Source organism: Brevibacterium sp. CS2 (genome assembly GCF_005280295.1).
Lineage (GTDB): Bacteria > Actinomycetota > Actinomycetes > Actinomycetales > Brevibacteriaceae > Brevibacterium > Brevibacterium pityocampae.
This window is the reverse complement of record NZ_CP040020.1, coordinates 721,975-737,943: the sequence shown is the minus strand read 5'-3', so window position 1 is coordinate 737,943 and position 15,969 is coordinate 721,975. Positions and strand designations below refer to the sequence as shown.

Sequence of the window (15,969 nt, the reverse complement as noted above, 5' to 3'; positions counted from 1 at the left end):
GTCCCCGCGCGGGTGCGCGAGACTGAGATGTGCGGATCGAGGAGGATCCGCACCCGTCGACCCGACAGGAGGCGCCCGTGGCCCTGCTCATCACCGCGATCCCGGAACTCGTGACGAACGATCCCGAGGCGCCCGACCTCCTCGGCGTCATCGAAGACGCGGCCCTGCTCGTCGAGGACGGCACCGTCGCCTGGGTCGGCCCCGAATCCGAGCTCCCCGCCGAGGTGCGCGCTCGGGCGCAGGAGACCGTGCGGGCGGGAGGGGCCGTGATCCCCGGCTTCGTCGACAGCCACAACCACCTCGTGTTCGCCGGTGACCGCTCCGCGGAGTTCGCCGCCCGGATGGCCGGCGAGTCCTACTCCGCCGGCGGCATCCGCACCACCGTCGCCGCCACCCGCGCCGCCTCCGAGGCCGAGCTCGAGGCCAACCTCGTCCACCTCGTGGAGCAGGCCGAGCGCTCCGGCACCACGACCTTCGAGATCAAGACCGGCTACGGCCTCACCACCGCCGACGAGATCCGCGGCCTCGAGATCATCCGCCGCCACACCGACGAGGCGACCCTGCTCGCCGCCCACGTCGTCCCGCCCGAGTTCGCCGACGACCCCGACGGCTACGTCGACCTCGTGATCGAGGAGATCATCCCCGCCGCGGCCGGCCTCGCGAAGTGGATCGACGTGTTCTGCGAGGAGGGCGCCTTCACCGAGGAGCAGACCGCACGCATCCTCGACGCCGGCGTCGCCCACGGGATGCACCCGCGGCTCCACGCCAACCAGCTCACCGCCGGCGGGGCGCTGCAGCTCGCCGCCGCCCATCGGTGCGCCTCGGCCGACCACGCGACCTTCGCCTCGGACGAGGACCTCGCGGCGCTGGCCGCCGCGGGCACCGTCGTCACCCTGCTGCCCGGCGTCGAGTTCTCCACCCGCCAGCCCTACCCGGACGCCCGCCGGTACCTCGCCGCCGGGGTCACGCTCGCGATCGCGAGCGACTGCAACCCCGGCTCGTGCTTCACGAGCAGCATCCCGTTCTGCATCGCACTCGCCGTGCGCGACATGCACTTCACCGTCGAGCAGGCCGTCTGGGCCGCCACCGCCGGAGGTGCGGCCGCCCTCGAACGCACCGACGTCGGCCGCCTCACCCCCGGGTCCCGGGCCGACCTGAGCATCCTCGACGCCCCGTCCTACCGCCACCTCGCCTATCGGCCCGGCGTGCAGCTCATCGCCGAGGTGCACCGCGCCGGTGAGCGGATCGCCGGCTCCCCGGTGAAGAACTCAGTTGAAAGGGCCACCCGATGACGCAGAATCCCGTCGACCTCGACCCGGACGGCCTGACCTTCGCGCAGGTCGTCGCCGTCGCCCGCCATGACGCACCGGTCCGCGTCCCCGAGCAGGTGCGCGCGGCCGTCGCGGAGTCCCGCCGCGCGATCGAGGCGCTCGCCGACGCCCCGCGCCCCGTCTACGGGGTGTCCACCGGATTCGGCGCGCTCGCCCAGCGCCACATCCCCGCCGCCCTGCGCACCCAGCTCCAGAAATCCCTCATCCGCTCCCACGCGGCAGGCGTGGGCGACCCGGTGGAGCGCGAGGTCGTCCGAGCGCTCATGCTCCTGCGCGCCCGCACGCTCGCCACCGGGCGCACCGGGGTGCGCACCGAGGTGCTCGACACCTACGTCGCGATCCTCAACGCCGGCATCACCCCCGTCGTCCACGAGTACGGCTCGCTCGGCTGCTCGGGCGACCTCGCGCCGCTGTCGGCGTGTGCACTCGCCGCGATGGGCGAGGGCCCGGTGACGGTGCGGGACGCCGACGGCACGGAGCGCCGGACCACCGCCGCCGAGGCGCTCGCCGCCGCCGGCATCACCCCCGTCGTGCTCGCGGAGAAGGAGGGCCTCGCCCTCGTCAACGGCACCGACGGCATGCTCGGGATGCTCATCCTCGCGCTGTTCGACCTCGAGAACCTCCTCACCGCCGCCGACCTCACCGCCGCGATGAGCGTCGAGGCCCAGTACGGCACCGACCGGGTGTTCATGCCCGACCTCCACACCCCGCTGCGCCCGCACGCGGGGCAGGCGGCGAGCGCGGCGAACATGCTCACCGCGCTCGCGGACTCCGGGATCGTCGCCGGCCACAAGGACTCCACCCACCTCGTGCAGGACGCGTACTCGCTGCGCTGCTCCCCGCAGGTCACCGGGGCCGCCCGCGACACCGCGGCCTTCGCCGCGCAGACCGCCGCCCGCGAGCTCCGCGCCGCGATCGACAACCCCGTGGTGCTGCCCGACGGCACCGTGTCCTCCAACGGCAACTTCCACGGCGCCCCGCTCGCCCACGCGCTCGACTTCCTCGCGATCGTCGCCGCCGACGTCGCATCGATCGCCGAGCGCCGCACCGACCGGTTCATGGACGCCGCCCGCAACCAGGGCCTGCCGCCGTTCCTCGCCGGGGACGCCGGGGTGGACTCCGGGCTGATGATCGCCCACTACACGCAGGCGGCGATCGTCAGCGAGATGAAGCGGCAGGCGACCCCGGCCTCCGTCGACTCGATCCCGTCCTCGGCGATGCAGGAGGACCACGTGTCGATGGGGTGGACGGCCGCCCGCAAGCTCCGCACCTCGGTGGTCAACCTCGCCCGAGTGCTCGGCATCGAGTACTACACCGCCGCCCGCGCGATCGACCTCCGCGCCGAGGCGCCCGGCCCGGTCACCGGCGCCCTCCTCGCCGAGCTGCGCCACGAGGTGCCCGGCCCCGGACCGGACCGCTTCCTGTCCCCGGAGCTCGCCGAGGCGATCGAGCGGGTGGCCGACGGGCGCGCCGTCGCGGCCGCGGAGACCGCGACCTCGCTCACGCATACGCTGGTGGACATCGACGGGACGGTGCTCGACGGCCGGACCGTCCCGACGGACTGAACCGAGCCGCCCGGCCGACGGGGGCCGGTGACCGGTCCGGCCTGCCGGTGGGATGATCGGCGGGCCGAACCGACGACGAGACGAGGAGCCCCATGCCCGAGGTGCCGGCCCTGCGACGATCCGTCGCGATCCTCCGCCACCTGGCCGGGTCCAACCGGCCGGTGAGCGCCGGGGCGCTCGTGCGCGCCCTCGAACTGCCGCGCTCGAGCGTCTACGAGCTGCTCGCCGTGCTCGAGGAGCTCGGCCTCGTCACGAAGTCCTCCACCGGCTACCTGCTCGGCGCCGGAGTGTCCGAGCTCGGCAGCGCCTACATGCGGACCAACCCGCTGCAGCGGATGGCGCAGCCGATCGTCCGCGAGCTCGCGGAGCAGACCGGCGCGACAGCCCAGCTCGCGGTGCTCCGGGGCTGGGAGACGGTGTACCTCGTCAAGGAGCAGGCGGTGCGCTCCGCGGCGGTCATCACCGCGACCGGGGTGCGCATGCCCGCCTACCTCACCGCCACCGGCCGGGCGATCATGTCCGCGCTGTCCGGACGCGAGGTCCTCGCCCTCCTCAGCGGCGAGGACGCGTTCGTCAACCGCACCGGGCGCGGGCCCACCTCGCTGCGGCAGCTCAACGAGCTCCTGCGCCGCACCCGGGAGCTCGGATACGCGGTGGAACGCGGCGAGATCAGTACGGAGATCACCACCGTCGCCGCCCCGGTGTTCGACGTCCTCGACCGGCCGATCGCCGCCGTCGGTCTGTCGGTGCGCGCGGAGGAACCCGGAAGGCCGGGGGATACCGGGGGAGCGGGCGATACCGGAGAACCGCGGCACACCGGGGGAGCGGGGGGCCCGGGCGGGTCCAGTGGCGCGCGCACAGACGGCCGGGGCGCCTCGGTCGCGGAGATCGACATCGCCGGCGACATCGCCCCGCATGTCGTCCACGCCGCCGCCCGGCTCACCTCCAAGCTGCGCTGAGGCCGGCGGGCTGCGCTGAGGCCGACGGGCTGCGCTCAGTTCGCCAAGCTGCGCTGAGGCCGGCGGGCGGCGCTGAAAAGCCGGCGGGCCGTGCGGTGAGAACTCGGCCGCCGCGGCCCTGAGACCGACCTGAGCCCGCGCCTCGTCTTCGATAGGGTGGCGGGACCCTGACGAGGAGGAGCTCCCGGTGACAGACCCCCCCAACGCCCCCGCCGCATCCGCCGCCGCGGCACCCACGATCCACGCGAACCCGGAGGCCCGATCCTGGCGCACCGAGCACGCGCCGGAGGTCATCGACTTCCACCGCTCGATCCCCGGCTACGCCCCCACCCGGCTGATCGAGGTGCCCGCGCTCGCCACCGAGCTCGGCATCGCGCGCGTGCTCGTCAAGGAGGAGTCCGCCCGCTTCGGACTGCCCGCGTTCAAGATCCTCGGCGCCTCCTACGCCGCCTGCCGTGCGCTGTCCGCCCGCCTCGGCTCACCCGAGGCCGCTCTGCCGATGGACGAGCTCCGCACCCGGCTCGCCGAGCGGGCGCCCATCGAGCTCGTCGCCGCCACCGACGGCAACCACGGCCGCGCCGTCGCCCACACCGCCCGGCTGCTCGGGCTGCCCGCGCATATCTTCCTCCCGGCCGACATCACCGCCGAGGCGAAGGCCGGGATCCGAGAGGAGGGTGCGGACGTCGACGAGCTCAGCGCCCCCTATGACGCGATCGTCGCCGCCGCGGCCGAGTACACCGACGCCGGAGAGGCCGCCGGTGAGGAGCGGCTGCTCATCCAGGACACCTCGTGGGAGGGCTACGAGGAGATCCCCCAGTGGATCGTCGACGGCTATTCGACGCTCCTGGTCGAGGCCGAGCAGCAGCTCGCCGAACAGGGGATCGAACGGGTCGACCTCGTGGCGATGCCGGTGGGCGTGGGCTCCTTCGCCGAGGCCGTCGTCCGCCGCTGCCGGACCGCCGACGGTGGGCTGCTCTCAGGCGGGACCGCTGCCGACACCCGTCGAGAGGTCAGTTCCCTTCGGAATCCCGCGGAGAACCGCAGCGAAGTGACCACTCGAGCGGAGGAGGCGCCTGCGCCGAGTGTGCTCAGCGTGGAGCCGACCGCCGCGCCGGGCCTCATCGCCTCGCTCGCGGCCGGTGAGCTCACCGCCGTGCCGACCGGGGCGACGATCATGGCCGGCCTCAACTGCGGCACCCCGTCCGCCGCGGCCTGGCCGGTGCTCCGCGCCGGCATCGACGCCGCGGTCACCGTCGACGACGCCCAGGCTGCGCAGGCCGTCCGCGACCTCGAGGCGCACGGCGTCGACGCCGGGCCCTGCGGGGCCTCGACCCTGGCCGGGGTGCGCGCCTGGGCTGCCGAGCATCCGCTGTCCGCCGATGCCACCGTGCTGCTGCTGAGCACCGAGAGCCGCCGCGCGAATCCGCTCCCGGCAGGGATGGGAGGAGCGGTGCCGTGCCGCCACTGACCGGTGACCCACAGCCGGCCGGCGGCCCTCAACCCGGCGTCAGCCCGCAGCTGACCGGCACCGTCGAGCGGGTGCGCACCGGGTCCGTCACCGTCCAGCACTGGTCGGGCCGCGAGATCTCCACCGGCGCCCGCAAGACCCCGCACCCGGGTCCCGTGGCGCTCGAGACGCTGGGCCTGAGAGGCGACGCGCAGGGAAACCGGAAGGTCCACGGCGGTCCCGACAAGGCCGTGTGCTGCTACCCGGCGGAGCACTACCCGCGCTGGGCCGCCGATGGGATCGCGATCGGGGAGGACGGCTTCTTCGAGAACCTCACGGTGTCCGGTCTGCCGGAGGACGCGGTGCACCTCGGCGATGTCTTCGCGCTCGGCACCGCGCGCGTCCAGGTCACCCAGCCGCGCCGGCCCTGCACCACGGTGTCCGCGCGCTGGGGCGATCGCGAACTGCCGCGCCTCATGCAGTCCACCGGCCGCTGCGGCTACTACCTGCGCGTCCTCGAACCCGGTGCGGTGGGTCCCGGGGATGCGATGGTGCTGGAGGAGCGGCTGCCGGATTCGATGTCCGTCGCCGAGGTCAACCGTGTGATGAACGTCGACCGGACCGACCGGGAGGGCATCGAAGGCCTCCTCGCCTCGCCCGAGCTCCCGGAGAAGTGGCGCACCCAGCTCACCCGGCGGCTGCACACCGGCACGGCCGAGGACGACTCCACCCGCCTCGGCGACTGATTCCCCGCCCACTCCGGGGCCGCCCGTCTCGGCGACTGACCCCCCGCCCACTCCGGGGCCGTCCCTGCCGCCCGACGGCGGCCGGCATCGCCGCCCTGCCCCCGATGCAGGTGTTTCTCGAGATGACAACTGAACATCGCTCGTGAGCGGGCGCTGGGAGTGGGATTCGATCGTGTTCTGCAGGAACACTCGCATCAGCGATCCGCGCGCCCCTGCCGCCCGGCAGGGTGCAAGACGCCCTGCGGCGTAGAGTAGGGGCATGGCTCGGCAGTATTGGACGGAGGCCGCGCATCGCGGCGCATGGCGCGAGGTGCCCGAACCCCACGTGCCCGACCCCGCTGAGCACTGCTGCCGCCGACCCCGCCTCCACCGATGCTTCCGCCGCCTGGCTGCGGGTGCGGACCACCGCCTCGGCGATCTCGAAGGGCACGGAGACCCTCGTCCACACCGGCTCCGTTCCGGACGCAGTCGCCGCGCTCATGCGTGCTCCGCACCAGCTCGGCGACTTCCCGTTCCCCGTGTCCTACGGCTACCTCGCCGTCGGAGTCGTCGACGAGGGTCCCGCGGAGTGGCTCGGCGCGCGCGTGTTCGGACTGCTGCCCCACCACAGCCACCATCTCGTCACCGCCGAGGACGTCCACCGGATCCCCGACGGCGTGAGCGACCGGCGTGCGCTGCTCGCCGGGGCGGCGGAGACCGGCATCAACATCCTGTGGCAGGAGCCGCCGCGCCTCGCGGACCGGGTCGCGGTCGTCGGCGCCGGGATGATCGGCGCCGCCACCGCGCTGCTCGCCGCGCAGATGCCGCTCGCCCGGCTCGAGGTGGTCGAGACGAACCCCGAGCGTCGCTGCCTGCTCACCGGGCTCGGCCTCACCGCCGTCCACCCCGACGAGGCGAGCGGCGACTGCGACATCGTCATCCACACCTCCGGCTCCGAGGCGGGACTCGCCCGGGCGCTCGCGCTCACCGGCGACGACGGCACGGTGGTCGAGGCCTCGTGGTACGGCACCCGCAGCCCGGCCGTGCCGCTCGGCGCGGACTTCCATGCCCGCCGGCTGTCGATCGTCGCGAGCCAGGTCGGGCAGGTCGCCGCCGGCCGCCGGCTGCGCCGCACCCGGGTGGAGCGGATGCGCGCCGCGCTCGCCGCCCTGGCCGACGAGCGGTTCGACGCACTCCTCACCGGCACCTCGCCGTGGCACGCGCTGCCGCAGGTGATGGAGGAGATCAGCGGGGACACCGCGCTCGCCGCCGCGACCCTCTGTCACGTCATCGACCACACCGCCCCGGAGCCGGAGGCGCCTCCGGCCGGCGGTGCCGACCCGGATTCCGACGCCGCCCCCGGAATCCCGCACTGACCACTGACCTGCGCCCCCACCGAGAGGACCCCGGATGTTCAGCCTCACCGTCAACGACCACGTGATGATCGCCCACAGCCTGCCCGACGAGTTCTTCGGCCCCGCCCAGGGCGTCCACGGGGCGACCCTCACCGTCGACGCGACCTTCACCCGCGCCGAGCTCGACCCCCACTCCGTCGTCCTCGACATCGGCCATGCCTCACAGCTCCTCGACGAGGCGCTCGCCCCCCTGCGCTACGCGAACCTCGACACCCATCCCGACTTCGCCGGCCGCCTCTCCACCACCGAGGCCGTCGCCCGCTACATCGGCGAGCGCCTGGCCGCCGGCCTCGCCGAGCAGCCTGACATCGGCATCACCGTGAGCATCGTCGAGAACCCCCGCGCCAGCGTGTCCTACACCGTGCCCGGCCGCACGTGACCGTTCACCTCCTCGAACCTGCGCTCGGCCGCGTGAGCGGCGGCCTGCGCTACAACGCGGCCATCGCCGAGGCGGCCGCGCCGCAGATCCTCCGGCACACCGTGCCCGGCGCCTGGCCCGAGCCCACCCCGGGGGACACCGCCGTGCTCGCCGGGATCGTCCGCGGGCTCGACGGGCCGGTGATCCTCGACGGCCTCATCGGCTGCAGCCTGCCCACGCCGCTCTCCGGCCCGATCGTGCAGCTCGTCCACGCCCCGCTCGGCAGGGCCGCCCCCACCACCGGCGCCACCACCGGCCCCGGCACCGACCCCGGTGATGACCCCAGCCACGTCCCCACGGCACGTGACCGCGAGCGCGCCGCGCTCGAATCCGCCGCGGCCGTGGTCACGACGAGCCGCTTCGCCGCCCGTGAGCTGGCCGAGCTCTACGGGGTGCAGGCGCATGCGATCCCACCCGGGGCCGCACCTCGACCCGTCGCCGCGGGAGGCGACGGCGGGAACCTCATCTGCGTCGCCTCGATCGAGGAGAACAAGAACCAGCTCCTCCTCGCCGAGGCGCTCCGTGCACTGGCGGAATCCGGCACCACCGGCTGGCACGCCACCTTCGCAGGCCCCGTGACGGATCCCGCCTACGGCGAGCGCCTGCGAACGGCCCTCACAGCACTGCTCGACGGCAGCGCCGCGCAGCCCGGTGAGCTCGACGAGCCCGCCCTCGCGGAGCTCTACCATGCGTCCGACCTGCTCCTCCTGCCCTCGCGCCGCGAGGCCTTCGGGATGGTCGTGAGCGAGGCGGCCGCTGCCGGGATCCCCGCGTTCGTCACCGCCGGCACCGGCTCCGAGGAGGCACTCGCCGCCGGCCGCGCGCTCCCTCCCGAACCGGCCGCCTGGGCCGACGCGCTGCGCGACTGGCTCACCGACCCCGCCCACCGTGCGGCCCTCCGCCAGGAGGCGCTGCAGCGCCGCGCAGGCCTGCCGACCTGGGACGATGCCGCCGCTGAGCTCCTCGACCTGGTGCATGGCCTGCGATGAGCGCGTCGCCCGCACCCACCACCATGACCCCGAGCGAAGGACGCCGATGACCGCCGCCGACCACGACTGGCTCGACCTGCGAGCCCCCTTCGACGACGCCGCCCGCGAGCACTCGCTCGCCCTCCTCGACCAGGCCGTCGAGGCGCTCGCCGGCACCGCGGAGGCGGAGCCGCTCATCGTCATCGACATCGGCGCCGGCACCGGGAACTCCGCCCGCTGGTTCGACCGCGCCCTGCGCCCCCGGCTGCCCGGGCGGGAGCTGCGCTGGATCCTCCTCGACGCGGACGCCGCATCGCTCCGGGTCGCCTCCCGCTCGATGCCCGACGCAACCACGGCGACCGCCCCGATCACCGAACTGCCCGCCATCGCCGCCGAGCACCTGCCCGGGACCACCGCCGCGCACGACTCCGACGGCTCCGCCGCTGAGCACGCGCCGGGTCCGCCGGCCCCCGCCCGCCTGCTCATCAACTGCAGCGCGGTGCTCGACGTCCTCGCCCCGGCCGATGTCGAGGCGGTCGTCGACACGCTCACCCGGTTCTCCGGCCTCGGGCTGTTCCTGCTGAGCATCACCGAGCACTGGCCCCTCGATCCGCCCGACCGGCGCGACGCGCTCATCGAGCACGCCTTCTCCGAGCACCAGGCCCGCGAGGGCCGGCTCGGCGACGCCGGCGGAGCCGTGCTCGCAGCCGCCGCACGCCGCGCCGGAGCCCGCGTCACCACGGGAGCCAGCCCGTGGAACCTGCAGGGACCGCGCGATCGCGAGTTCCTCACCCGTTTCCTCTCCGAACGCACCGACGCGGTCATCGAAGAGGATCCGGAGCTGCGCCCGATCGCCGCCGCCTGGCTCGCCGACAGGCTCGAGCAGGCCGGGACGGATCTCCACGTTGCCGTCGAGCACCTCGACGTCCTCGTCGACGCCCGCGGCTGAGGAGCCGGCGTGCGCAGCGAACCCGAGGTGCGCAGCGGACCCGGAGCGCCCGACGGACCCGAGGTGCCCGCCGGACCCGAGGTGCGCAGTGGATCCGGTGTGCCCGGCAGGACGACCTGGCTGCGGCGGGTGCTCATGCTCGCCGTCACCGCCGTGCTCCTCGTGCTCACCGCGCGGCTCGTCGGCACCGAGGCGCTCCTCGCCGGCTGGGACGTCCTCACCCCGGCGACCATCGCCGCGGCGCTCGGCTGCGGGCTCCTCGTCACACTCGCGCAGGCACTGCGCTGGACGCTGCTCGCTCGGGAGAAGGGCATCCCCATGCGGTATGCGCGGGCCGTGGCGGACTGCTGGTCCTCGAGCCTGGGGAACATGGTGCTGCCCGGCGGCATCGCCGGTGACGCGGCGCGGGTGGCGGTCTACCGCGGTGCCGGCGACCGGCGCTGGTGGTCACCGGCGGCCGCGCTCGGAGCGGAGCGGCTGACCTCGACGACCCTGCTCCTCTCCCTCTCCGCCGTGATCCTCGCCGGCATCTCAGCGCGGTTGGCGGTGATCGCCGGAGCGGTCGCGGTCCTCGCGCTGGCCGCCGCGCTCGCCTGCATGCGCGGCATGGCCGCACGCACCGCGGTGCTCGTGTGGGCTGCGGCGGCGGTGGGCGTCGGCGCGCTGCTGGGCCTCTATCTCATCGGGATGGCGGAGCTCGGCGGACCGGTGGCGCCGGGCGCGGCAGCGGTGGGGCTCGCCTCGATGAGCGTGCCGCTGGGAGTCGGCGGCTGGGGAGTGCGGGAGATCAGCGCCGGGGTCCTCGCCGGCGAGCTCGCGGTGACGGCCGAGTGGGCGGTCACCGCGGCGACCGCCTACGGGCTGCTCGCGACGATCTCCACCCTCCCGGGCGCGGTGACCCTCCTCCTCGCGGCCCTCAGGCGCCGTCGGCCGGCCGCGCCGGCCGTTCGGCCGAGTGCGCCTGCGCCGCATCGCTGAGGACGAACTCGGTGCACACGTCCTCGCCGAACGCGTAGCGGCGGAACGGGGTGCGCATCGCCTGGGCCATGACGGGCGAACCGCGGAACCGGATCCCGGGCACCCCGTCGCCGATCAGCACCGGGGCCGAGGTGAGGAAGATCCGGTCGAGCACGCCGGCGGCGAGGAAGTCCGAGACGGTGCGGCCGCCGCCCTCGACGAGGATCGAGCCGGGCACCCGCTCGCGGACGAGCGCGATCACCGCCGCCGGGTCGACGGGCTCGCCGTCAGCGGAGTGCGGCAGGCGTGCGACCTCGACGTGATCTCCGATCCCGGCGGGCACCTCGGCGTCGGGGCCGACGAGCCACAGGGTCGGGGCGTCGGGAGAGCGGAGGACGGCGCTCCCGGCGGGGATGCGGGCGTGCGGGTCGAGGAGCACCCGCAGCGGGTTCGTGCCGGCGACCGCGCGGACGGTGAGCTGCGGATCGTCGGCGACGACGGTCCCGGCGCCCACGACGACGGCGTCGACGGCCGCCCGGAGCCGGTGGAGATGGGTGCGGTCGGCCTCGCCGGACACGAACTCCGCGTCCCCGCCGCGTGCGGCGATGAACCCGTCGGCGCTCTGCGCGAGCTGCGCGACGACCTCGCTGTGCGCGGCGAGCGCGGCGTACAGGGGCAGGTCCTCGGGGTCGTCGCCCACCGGCTGCCCGGACAGCGAGTCGTGGCGCATGCGGCTGCGCTTGGTCTGCAGATAGCGGACGTTCTCCGGCCGGTCGGGCACCTGGAGGGCGAGGCGCTCCGGCACCTCGATGCCGAGCCGGGCGAGCGCCTCGGCCTTGGTCGGGTTCGAGGACAGGAGCCGGATCCGCGGGCAGTCGAGCTCGTGGAGGATCGCGGCGGCGGCCCGGTAGTCGCGGGCGTCGTCGGGCAGGCCGAGCGCGCGATTGGCGTCGACGGTGTCGAGCCCGTCGTCCTGGAGCGCATAGGCGCGGAGCTTCGCGGCGAGCCCGATGCCGCGGCCCTCGTGGCCGCGCAGGTAGAGGAGGATCCCGGTGCCGGCGGCGGCGATCGCCTGGAGCGCGGCCTCGAGCTGGTCGCCGCAGTCGCAGCGGTGCGAGCCGAGCGCGTCCCCGGTCAGGCACTCGCTGTGGAGGCGGACGAGCGGGGCCTCGACGGCACCCGGGTCGCCGCGGTACATCGCCACGTGCGTGACGCCCTCACTCGTGTAGGCGCGGGTGGTGAACACACCGTGGTCGGTCGGCAGGGAGGTCTCCGACTCGAGGACGAGCGCGGGCAGGTCGTTCTGCGCCGCGCTCGGGCTCGCGTTCGGCCCGTCGTCGGGCTGGGGCAGTGAGGACATGGGTCACAGTCTACGAGGGTCGCGCCCCGGGAACCGACAAGGTGCCTGGGCCTTCTGCGCGGTGCCGCTCGAGCCACACGATGTCCCGGCCGAAGGACCAGCCGAGGGCCAGCAGCGCCGCACCCGTGCACAGCACGCCGAGGATCGGGAACGCGAGCGCGGGCGGGGAGCCGGCCGTGAGCAGGAGGACACCCTGGGAAGCGGCGACGACCTTGCGGGCGCGAGACGGCGGGAGCGCTCGCCGCCACGCGGGGCGGAGCAGGGTGACCCCGCGGAACCCGTAGAACAGGAGACCGGGGAGCGCGCACCACCAGCCCCACAGGGGGACGAGGCCGAGCGCCAGGACGAGGACGACGAGCGCGTCGACGGTCTCGTCGTAGGCCGCCCCGGCTGCGGTCTGCCCGCAACGGCGCGCCACCGAGCCGTCGACCGCGTCGAGGGCCAGGGCGAGCGCACCGACCGCGACGGCGGCCCACCCGAAGCCGGGGCCGTCGACGACGAGCGCGGTGAACACGAGGAGGAGGCCGAGGCGGAGCGTCGTGATGTCGTCGGCCCGGCCCCACGGCTCGCACCGGGCGAGGCTGCGGCCGGCACCGAGCACGGCGAGGAGCACGGTGAGCCCGGCCATGAGCGGTGTGGGGGTGAGGAGGAGCGCGGTGACGAGCGCGAGGGCGAGGACTCCGAGGGGGAGCAGGCGGGGCCGCAGGCGCTCGCGCTTCACGGCGAGTCGCCGCCCTCGAGCCCGGCGGCCATGGAGGTGAGGAACTCGATGACGACCGCGCGCTGCTCGGGGGTGAGGCGGGCGGCGGCGTCGAACCGGCGCGCCTGCTGCCGACCCACGGTCTCCATCGCGGTGTGCCGGGTCTCCGGGGTGATGCGGATGGCGAGGGCACGGCGGTCGCTCGGGTGCGGGGAGCGGGTGATGTGGCCGGCCCGCTCGAGCCGGTCGAGGAGCTTCGTCGTCGAGGCGCTCGACACGTGGAGATGCGCGGCGATGGCGCCCGGGGTGGCGACAATGTCGCGGTTCTCGCACACGATGAGGAAGTGGAGGGCGCGCATGTCGTTGCGGCCGAGCTTCATGTATTCGAGCGAGGCCTCCATGAGCCGGTTCTCCGCATCGCGCAGGTTCCCCAGCGCCTGCATCACCGCGCTGATCTGCGCGAGGTCCTCCTCGGACACGCGGCTGCGGTCGACGAGCCGGCTGTCCGGGTCGTTCGAGGCGATGTCGTAGACGTGCGCGGACCCCGTCTCCGGACGTGCTGATCCGGCCCCGGCGTGCGAGGCGGCAGCGGGGCGATCCGGCGCGTTCATCCCGTCATAGTAACCCGGTTGATGTCATGCTAGGTTTATTGTTTGCCAGGCTAGATAAATCTTCCGGAAGGTCTCCCCTCATGGCGACTCGCGTGCCCACTTGGCTGCGCATCCTGCTCCCTGCCGTCCTCATCGTCCTGTGGGTGGCCGGTGCCGGCCTCGGCGGGCCGTACTTCGGGAAGGTCGAGGAGGTGTCGTCGAACGACCAGACGACCTTCCTCCCCGAGTCCTCCGACGCCACCCAGGTGCAGGAGCGCTTGGGCGAGTTCACCGGCAGCGATGCGATCCCCGCCGTCGTCGTGTTCGTCGGGGACTCCGAGCTCTCCGACTCCCAGCTCGAATCGATCCAGGAGGCCGTCGACGGCTCCACCTCCGTCACCGGGGTGGCCGACGACGTGTCCCCGGCCATCCCCTCCGAGGACGGGCTCGCCGCCCAGGCCTTCGTGCCGATCGAGGACGACGCCGACGTCGGCGAGGTCATCCCCGAGCTCGGCGACGAGCTGCGTGCCGAGGTGGGCGATGACATCACCGTCTACGTCACCGGCCCGGCCGGCTTCACCGCGGACCTGTCGGCCGGCTTCGCCGGGATCGACGGCCTGCTGCTGGCGGTCGCCCTCATCGCGGTGTTCATCATCCTCGTGTTCGTCTACCGCTCGATCCTGCTGCCGATCATCGTGCTCTCGACGTCGATGTTCGCGCTGTGCGTCGCGCTGCTCACGGTGTGGTGGCTCGCCTACTACGAGGTCATCCTGCTCAGCGGGCAGACGCAGGGCATCCTCTTCATCCTCGTCATCGGCGCGGCGACCGACTACTCGCTCCTCTACGTCGCGCGCTACCGCGAGGTGCTGCGCGGGGAGCGGGGCAAGTGGGCGGCGACGTGGAAGGCGATCCGCGGGTCGATCGAGCCGATCCTCGCCTCCGGCAGCACCGTCATCGCCGGCCTCCTGTGCCTGCTGCTCAGCGATCTGAAGTCCAACAGCACGCTCGGCCCGGTCGCCGCGATCGGCATCGTGTTCGCGATGCTCTCCGCGCTGACCTTCCTGCCGGCGATGCTCTATACCTTCGGGCGCGCGGCGTTCTGGCCCAAGCGCCCCCACTACGACCCCGCCGCCGTCGAGGCCGAGCACGGGATGCCGAAGAAGGGCATCTGGGCGCACGCCGCCCGCACCGTGGCCAAGCGGCCGCGCACCATCTGGATCGCGACGACGATCGTGCTCGCGATCGGCGCGGCCTTCGTCCCGCAGCTCAAGGCCGACGGCGTGCCGCAGTCCGACCTCGTGCTCGGCGAGTCCGAGGCGCGCGATGGCCAGGCCGCGCTCGGCGAGCACTTCCCGGGCGGCTCCGGGTCCCCGGTCTACGCGATCGTGGCCGAGGACGAGATGCCCGAGGCAGCGCGGATCATCGCCGGCAGCGCGGACATCGACGAGGTCAGCGTGACCGCCGCCGATTCCCCGGCCGGCACGGTCCCGCTCGACGAGAACGGCGAGATCGAGCTGCCCGAGGGCGCCGGTCCGCCGGAGGGTGCCGGTGCGCCGGAGGGTGCGGGCGCCTCGGACTTGGACCCGGCCGACTTCGAGCCGACGGTGCTCGACGGCCAGGTGCTCCTCCAGGCGACCCTGACGCAGGCGGCGGACTCCGCGGAGGCCTCGGACACGGTGCGCGAGCTGCGTGAGAAGCTCCACGAGCTGCCGGGCGAGGTGCTCGTCGGCGGCGTGACCGCGACGTCGATCGACACGAACGATGCCGCGATCCACGACCGGAATCTCATCATCCCGATCGTGCTCGTCGTCATCATGTTCATCCTCATGCTGCTGCTGCGCTCGATCCTCGCGCCGGTGCTGCTCATCATCACCACGGTGCTGTCCTTCGGCACGGCGATGGGCGTGTCCGCGCTCGTGTTCAACGGGATCTTCGACTTCCCGGGCGCGGACCCGGCGGTGCCGCTGTACGGGTTCGTGTTCCTCGTGGCGCTCGGCATCGACTACAACATCTTCCTCATGACGCGGGTGCGCGAGGAATCCCTGGTCCACGGCACGCATGCCGGCGTGCTGCGCGGGCTGGCGGTCACCGGCGGGGTCATCACCTCGGCGGGCGTCGTGCTCGCCGCGACCTTCGCCGCGCTCGCCGTCATCCCGATCCTGTTCCTCGCCCAGCTCGCGTTCATCGTGGCGTTCGGCGTGCTGCTCGACACCTTCGTCGTGCGCACCCTGCTCGTCCCGGCGCTCACCTACGACATCGGCAAGACGGTGTGGTGGCCCTCGAAGCTCGGGAAGTTCGACGGGCCGAAGGGTGCCGCCGAGGCCGCAATCCGCGGCGAGTCCGACGGGACCGACGGGCCGGGCGGTGCCGGTGGGACCGGTGGTTCCGGTTCGGGCGGTACCGGTGGTGCGGGTGGTTCTGGTGCCGGTGGCGGCTCCGGGGCGGGCGCCTCGGGATCCGGCAGTCCGGGCGAGAGCACCGGCAACTACCGGGAGGGGAAGAAGACCTACCTCCTCACCCGCGGCGACTGAGACTGCCGCGGCGGTCGGCCCGACGGCGGTTCGTCGCCGGCGCACTGCGCCACC

Annotated in this window: 14 protein-coding genes; 11 read left to right on the top strand and 3 right to left on the bottom strand. The window is 73.9% G+C overall.

The features are described 5' to 3' along the window. Window positions 1-77: 77 nt before the first annotated feature. The 10 genes from hutI to FDF13_RS03185 all read left to right on the top strand — a co-directional run bounded on the left by hutI (window position 78) and on the right by FDF13_RS03185 (window position 10,755). Window positions 78-1,292: an imidazolonepropionase gene (hutI, locus tag FDF13_RS03230; protein WP_137318427.1), complete on the top strand. Its 1,215-nt coding sequence runs from the start codon at window positions 78-80 to the stop codon at window positions 1,290-1,292. Continuing rightward, window positions 1,289-2,896: a histidine ammonia-lyase gene (gene hutH / locus FDF13_RS03225; RefSeq protein WP_137318426.1), complete on the top strand. Its 1,608-nt coding sequence runs from the start codon at window positions 1,289-1,291 to the stop codon at window positions 2,894-2,896. Before hutI ends, hutH begins: the two co-directional genes overlap by 4 nt. Before the next feature lie 92 nt (window positions 2,897-2,988). After that, window positions 2,989-3,855 carry an IclR family transcriptional regulator gene (locus tag FDF13_RS03220; RefSeq protein WP_137318425.1) on the top strand — a complete coding sequence of 289 codons (867 nt, stop codon included), beginning with the start codon at window positions 2,989-2,991 and terminating at the stop codon, window positions 3,853-3,855. Between the two features lie 187 nt (window positions 3,856-4,042). Beyond that, entirely contained in the window at window positions 4,043-5,323 is a 1,281-nt protein-coding gene (locus tag FDF13_RS03215) for a pyridoxal-phosphate dependent enzyme (protein WP_137318424.1), read from the top strand. Further along, window positions 5,311-6,048, top strand: a complete 738-nt coding sequence (locus FDF13_RS03210) for an MOSC domain-containing protein (RefSeq protein WP_254668884.1) — start codon at window positions 5,311-5,313, stop codon at window positions 6,046-6,048. Before FDF13_RS03215 ends, FDF13_RS03210 begins: the two co-directional genes overlap by 13 nt. A 395-nt stretch (window positions 6,049-6,443) precedes the next feature. After that, entirely contained in the window at window positions 6,444-7,403 is a 960-nt protein-coding gene (locus tag FDF13_RS03205; protein WP_175406838.1) for a zinc-binding alcohol dehydrogenase, read from the top strand. 34 nt (window positions 7,404-7,437) lie between these two features. After that, a complete protein-coding gene (locus tag FDF13_RS03200; protein ID WP_137318423.1) occupies window positions 7,438-7,821 on the top strand; it encodes a 6-carboxytetrahydropterin synthase in 384 nt (127 codons plus the stop codon). Then, window positions 7,818-8,849: a glycosyltransferase family 4 protein gene (locus FDF13_RS03195; protein WP_137318422.1), complete on the top strand. Its 1,032-nt coding sequence runs from the start codon at window positions 7,818-7,820 to the stop codon at window positions 8,847-8,849. Before FDF13_RS03200 ends, FDF13_RS03195 begins: the two co-directional genes overlap by 4 nt. Continuing rightward, window positions 8,836-9,777 (top strand): hypothetical protein, encoded by a 942-nt coding sequence (locus tag FDF13_RS03190; protein WP_137318421.1) that lies wholly within the window; start codon window positions 8,836-8,838, stop codon window positions 9,775-9,777. Before FDF13_RS03195 ends, FDF13_RS03190 begins: the two co-directional genes overlap by 14 nt. 9 nt (window positions 9,778-9,786) lie before the next feature. After that, on the top strand, window positions 9,787-10,755 hold the full coding sequence (locus FDF13_RS03185; protein WP_137318420.1) for a lysylphosphatidylglycerol synthase domain-containing protein: 969 nt from the start codon (window positions 9,787-9,789) through the stop codon (window positions 10,753-10,755). Here the strand turns inward: FDF13_RS03185 and ribA are convergent. Genes ribA through FDF13_RS03170 form a run of 3 tightly spaced genes read right to left on the bottom strand, consistent with a single transcriptional unit; the run spans window position 10,694 to window position 13,405 of the window. Continuing rightward, the gene (gene ribA / locus FDF13_RS03180) at window positions 10,694-12,094 is read right to left on the bottom strand and encodes a GTP cyclohydrolase II RibA (RefSeq protein ID WP_137318419.1); all 1,401 of its coding nucleotides are present in this window, start codon (window positions 12,092-12,094) and stop codon (window positions 10,694-10,696) included. The genes FDF13_RS03185 and ribA overlap by 62 nt on opposite strands. Before the next feature lie 10 nt (window positions 12,095-12,104). Then, window positions 12,105-12,815 carry a CDP-alcohol phosphatidyltransferase family protein gene (locus FDF13_RS03175; protein WP_137318418.1) on the bottom strand — a complete coding sequence of 237 codons (711 nt, stop codon included), beginning with the start codon at window positions 12,813-12,815 and terminating at the stop codon, window positions 12,105-12,107. After that, complete coding sequence (locus tag FDF13_RS03170; protein WP_137318417.1) at window positions 12,812-13,405, bottom strand: MarR family winged helix-turn-helix transcriptional regulator; 594 nt, start codon at window positions 13,403-13,405, stop codon at window positions 12,812-12,814. Before FDF13_RS03170 ends, FDF13_RS03175 begins: the two co-directional genes overlap by 4 nt. 80 nt (window positions 13,406-13,485) lie before the next feature. On the opposite strand from FDF13_RS03170, the gene FDF13_RS03165 reads away from it, so the two are divergent. Further along, complete coding sequence (locus FDF13_RS03165) at window positions 13,486-15,915, top strand: efflux RND transporter permease subunit (protein ID WP_175406836.1); 2,430 nt, start codon at window positions 13,486-13,488, stop codon at window positions 15,913-15,915. Window positions 15,916-15,969: the final 54 nt, after the last annotated feature.

Bases quoted from the DNA above. Each gene is read 5' to 3' on its own strand.
- hutH (WP_137318426.1), top strand. From the start codon at position 1,289: ATGACGCAGAATCCCGTCGACCTCGACCCGGACGGCCTGACCTTCGCG.
- FDF13_RS03220 (WP_137318425.1), top strand. From the start codon at position 2,989: ATGCCCGAGGTGCCGGCCCTGCGACGATCCGTCGCGATCCTCCGCCAC.
- FDF13_RS03200 (WP_137318423.1), top strand. From the start codon at position 7,438: ATGTTCAGCCTCACCGTCAACGACCACGTGATGATCGCCCACAGCCTG.
- FDF13_RS03190 (WP_137318421.1), top strand. From the start codon at position 8,836: ATGGCCTGCGATGAGCGCGTCGCCCGCACCCACCACCATGACCCCGAG.
- ribA (WP_137318419.1), bottom strand. From the start codon at position 12,094: ATGTCCTCACTGCCCCAGCCCGACGACGGGCCGAACGCGAGCCCGAGC.
- FDF13_RS03170 (WP_137318417.1), bottom strand. From the start codon at position 13,405: ATGAACGCGCCGGATCGCCCCGCTGCCGCCTCGCACGCCGGGGCCGGA.
- FDF13_RS03165 (WP_175406836.1), top strand. From the start codon at position 13,486: ATGGCGACTCGCGTGCCCACTTGGCTGCGCATCCTGCTCCCTGCCGTC.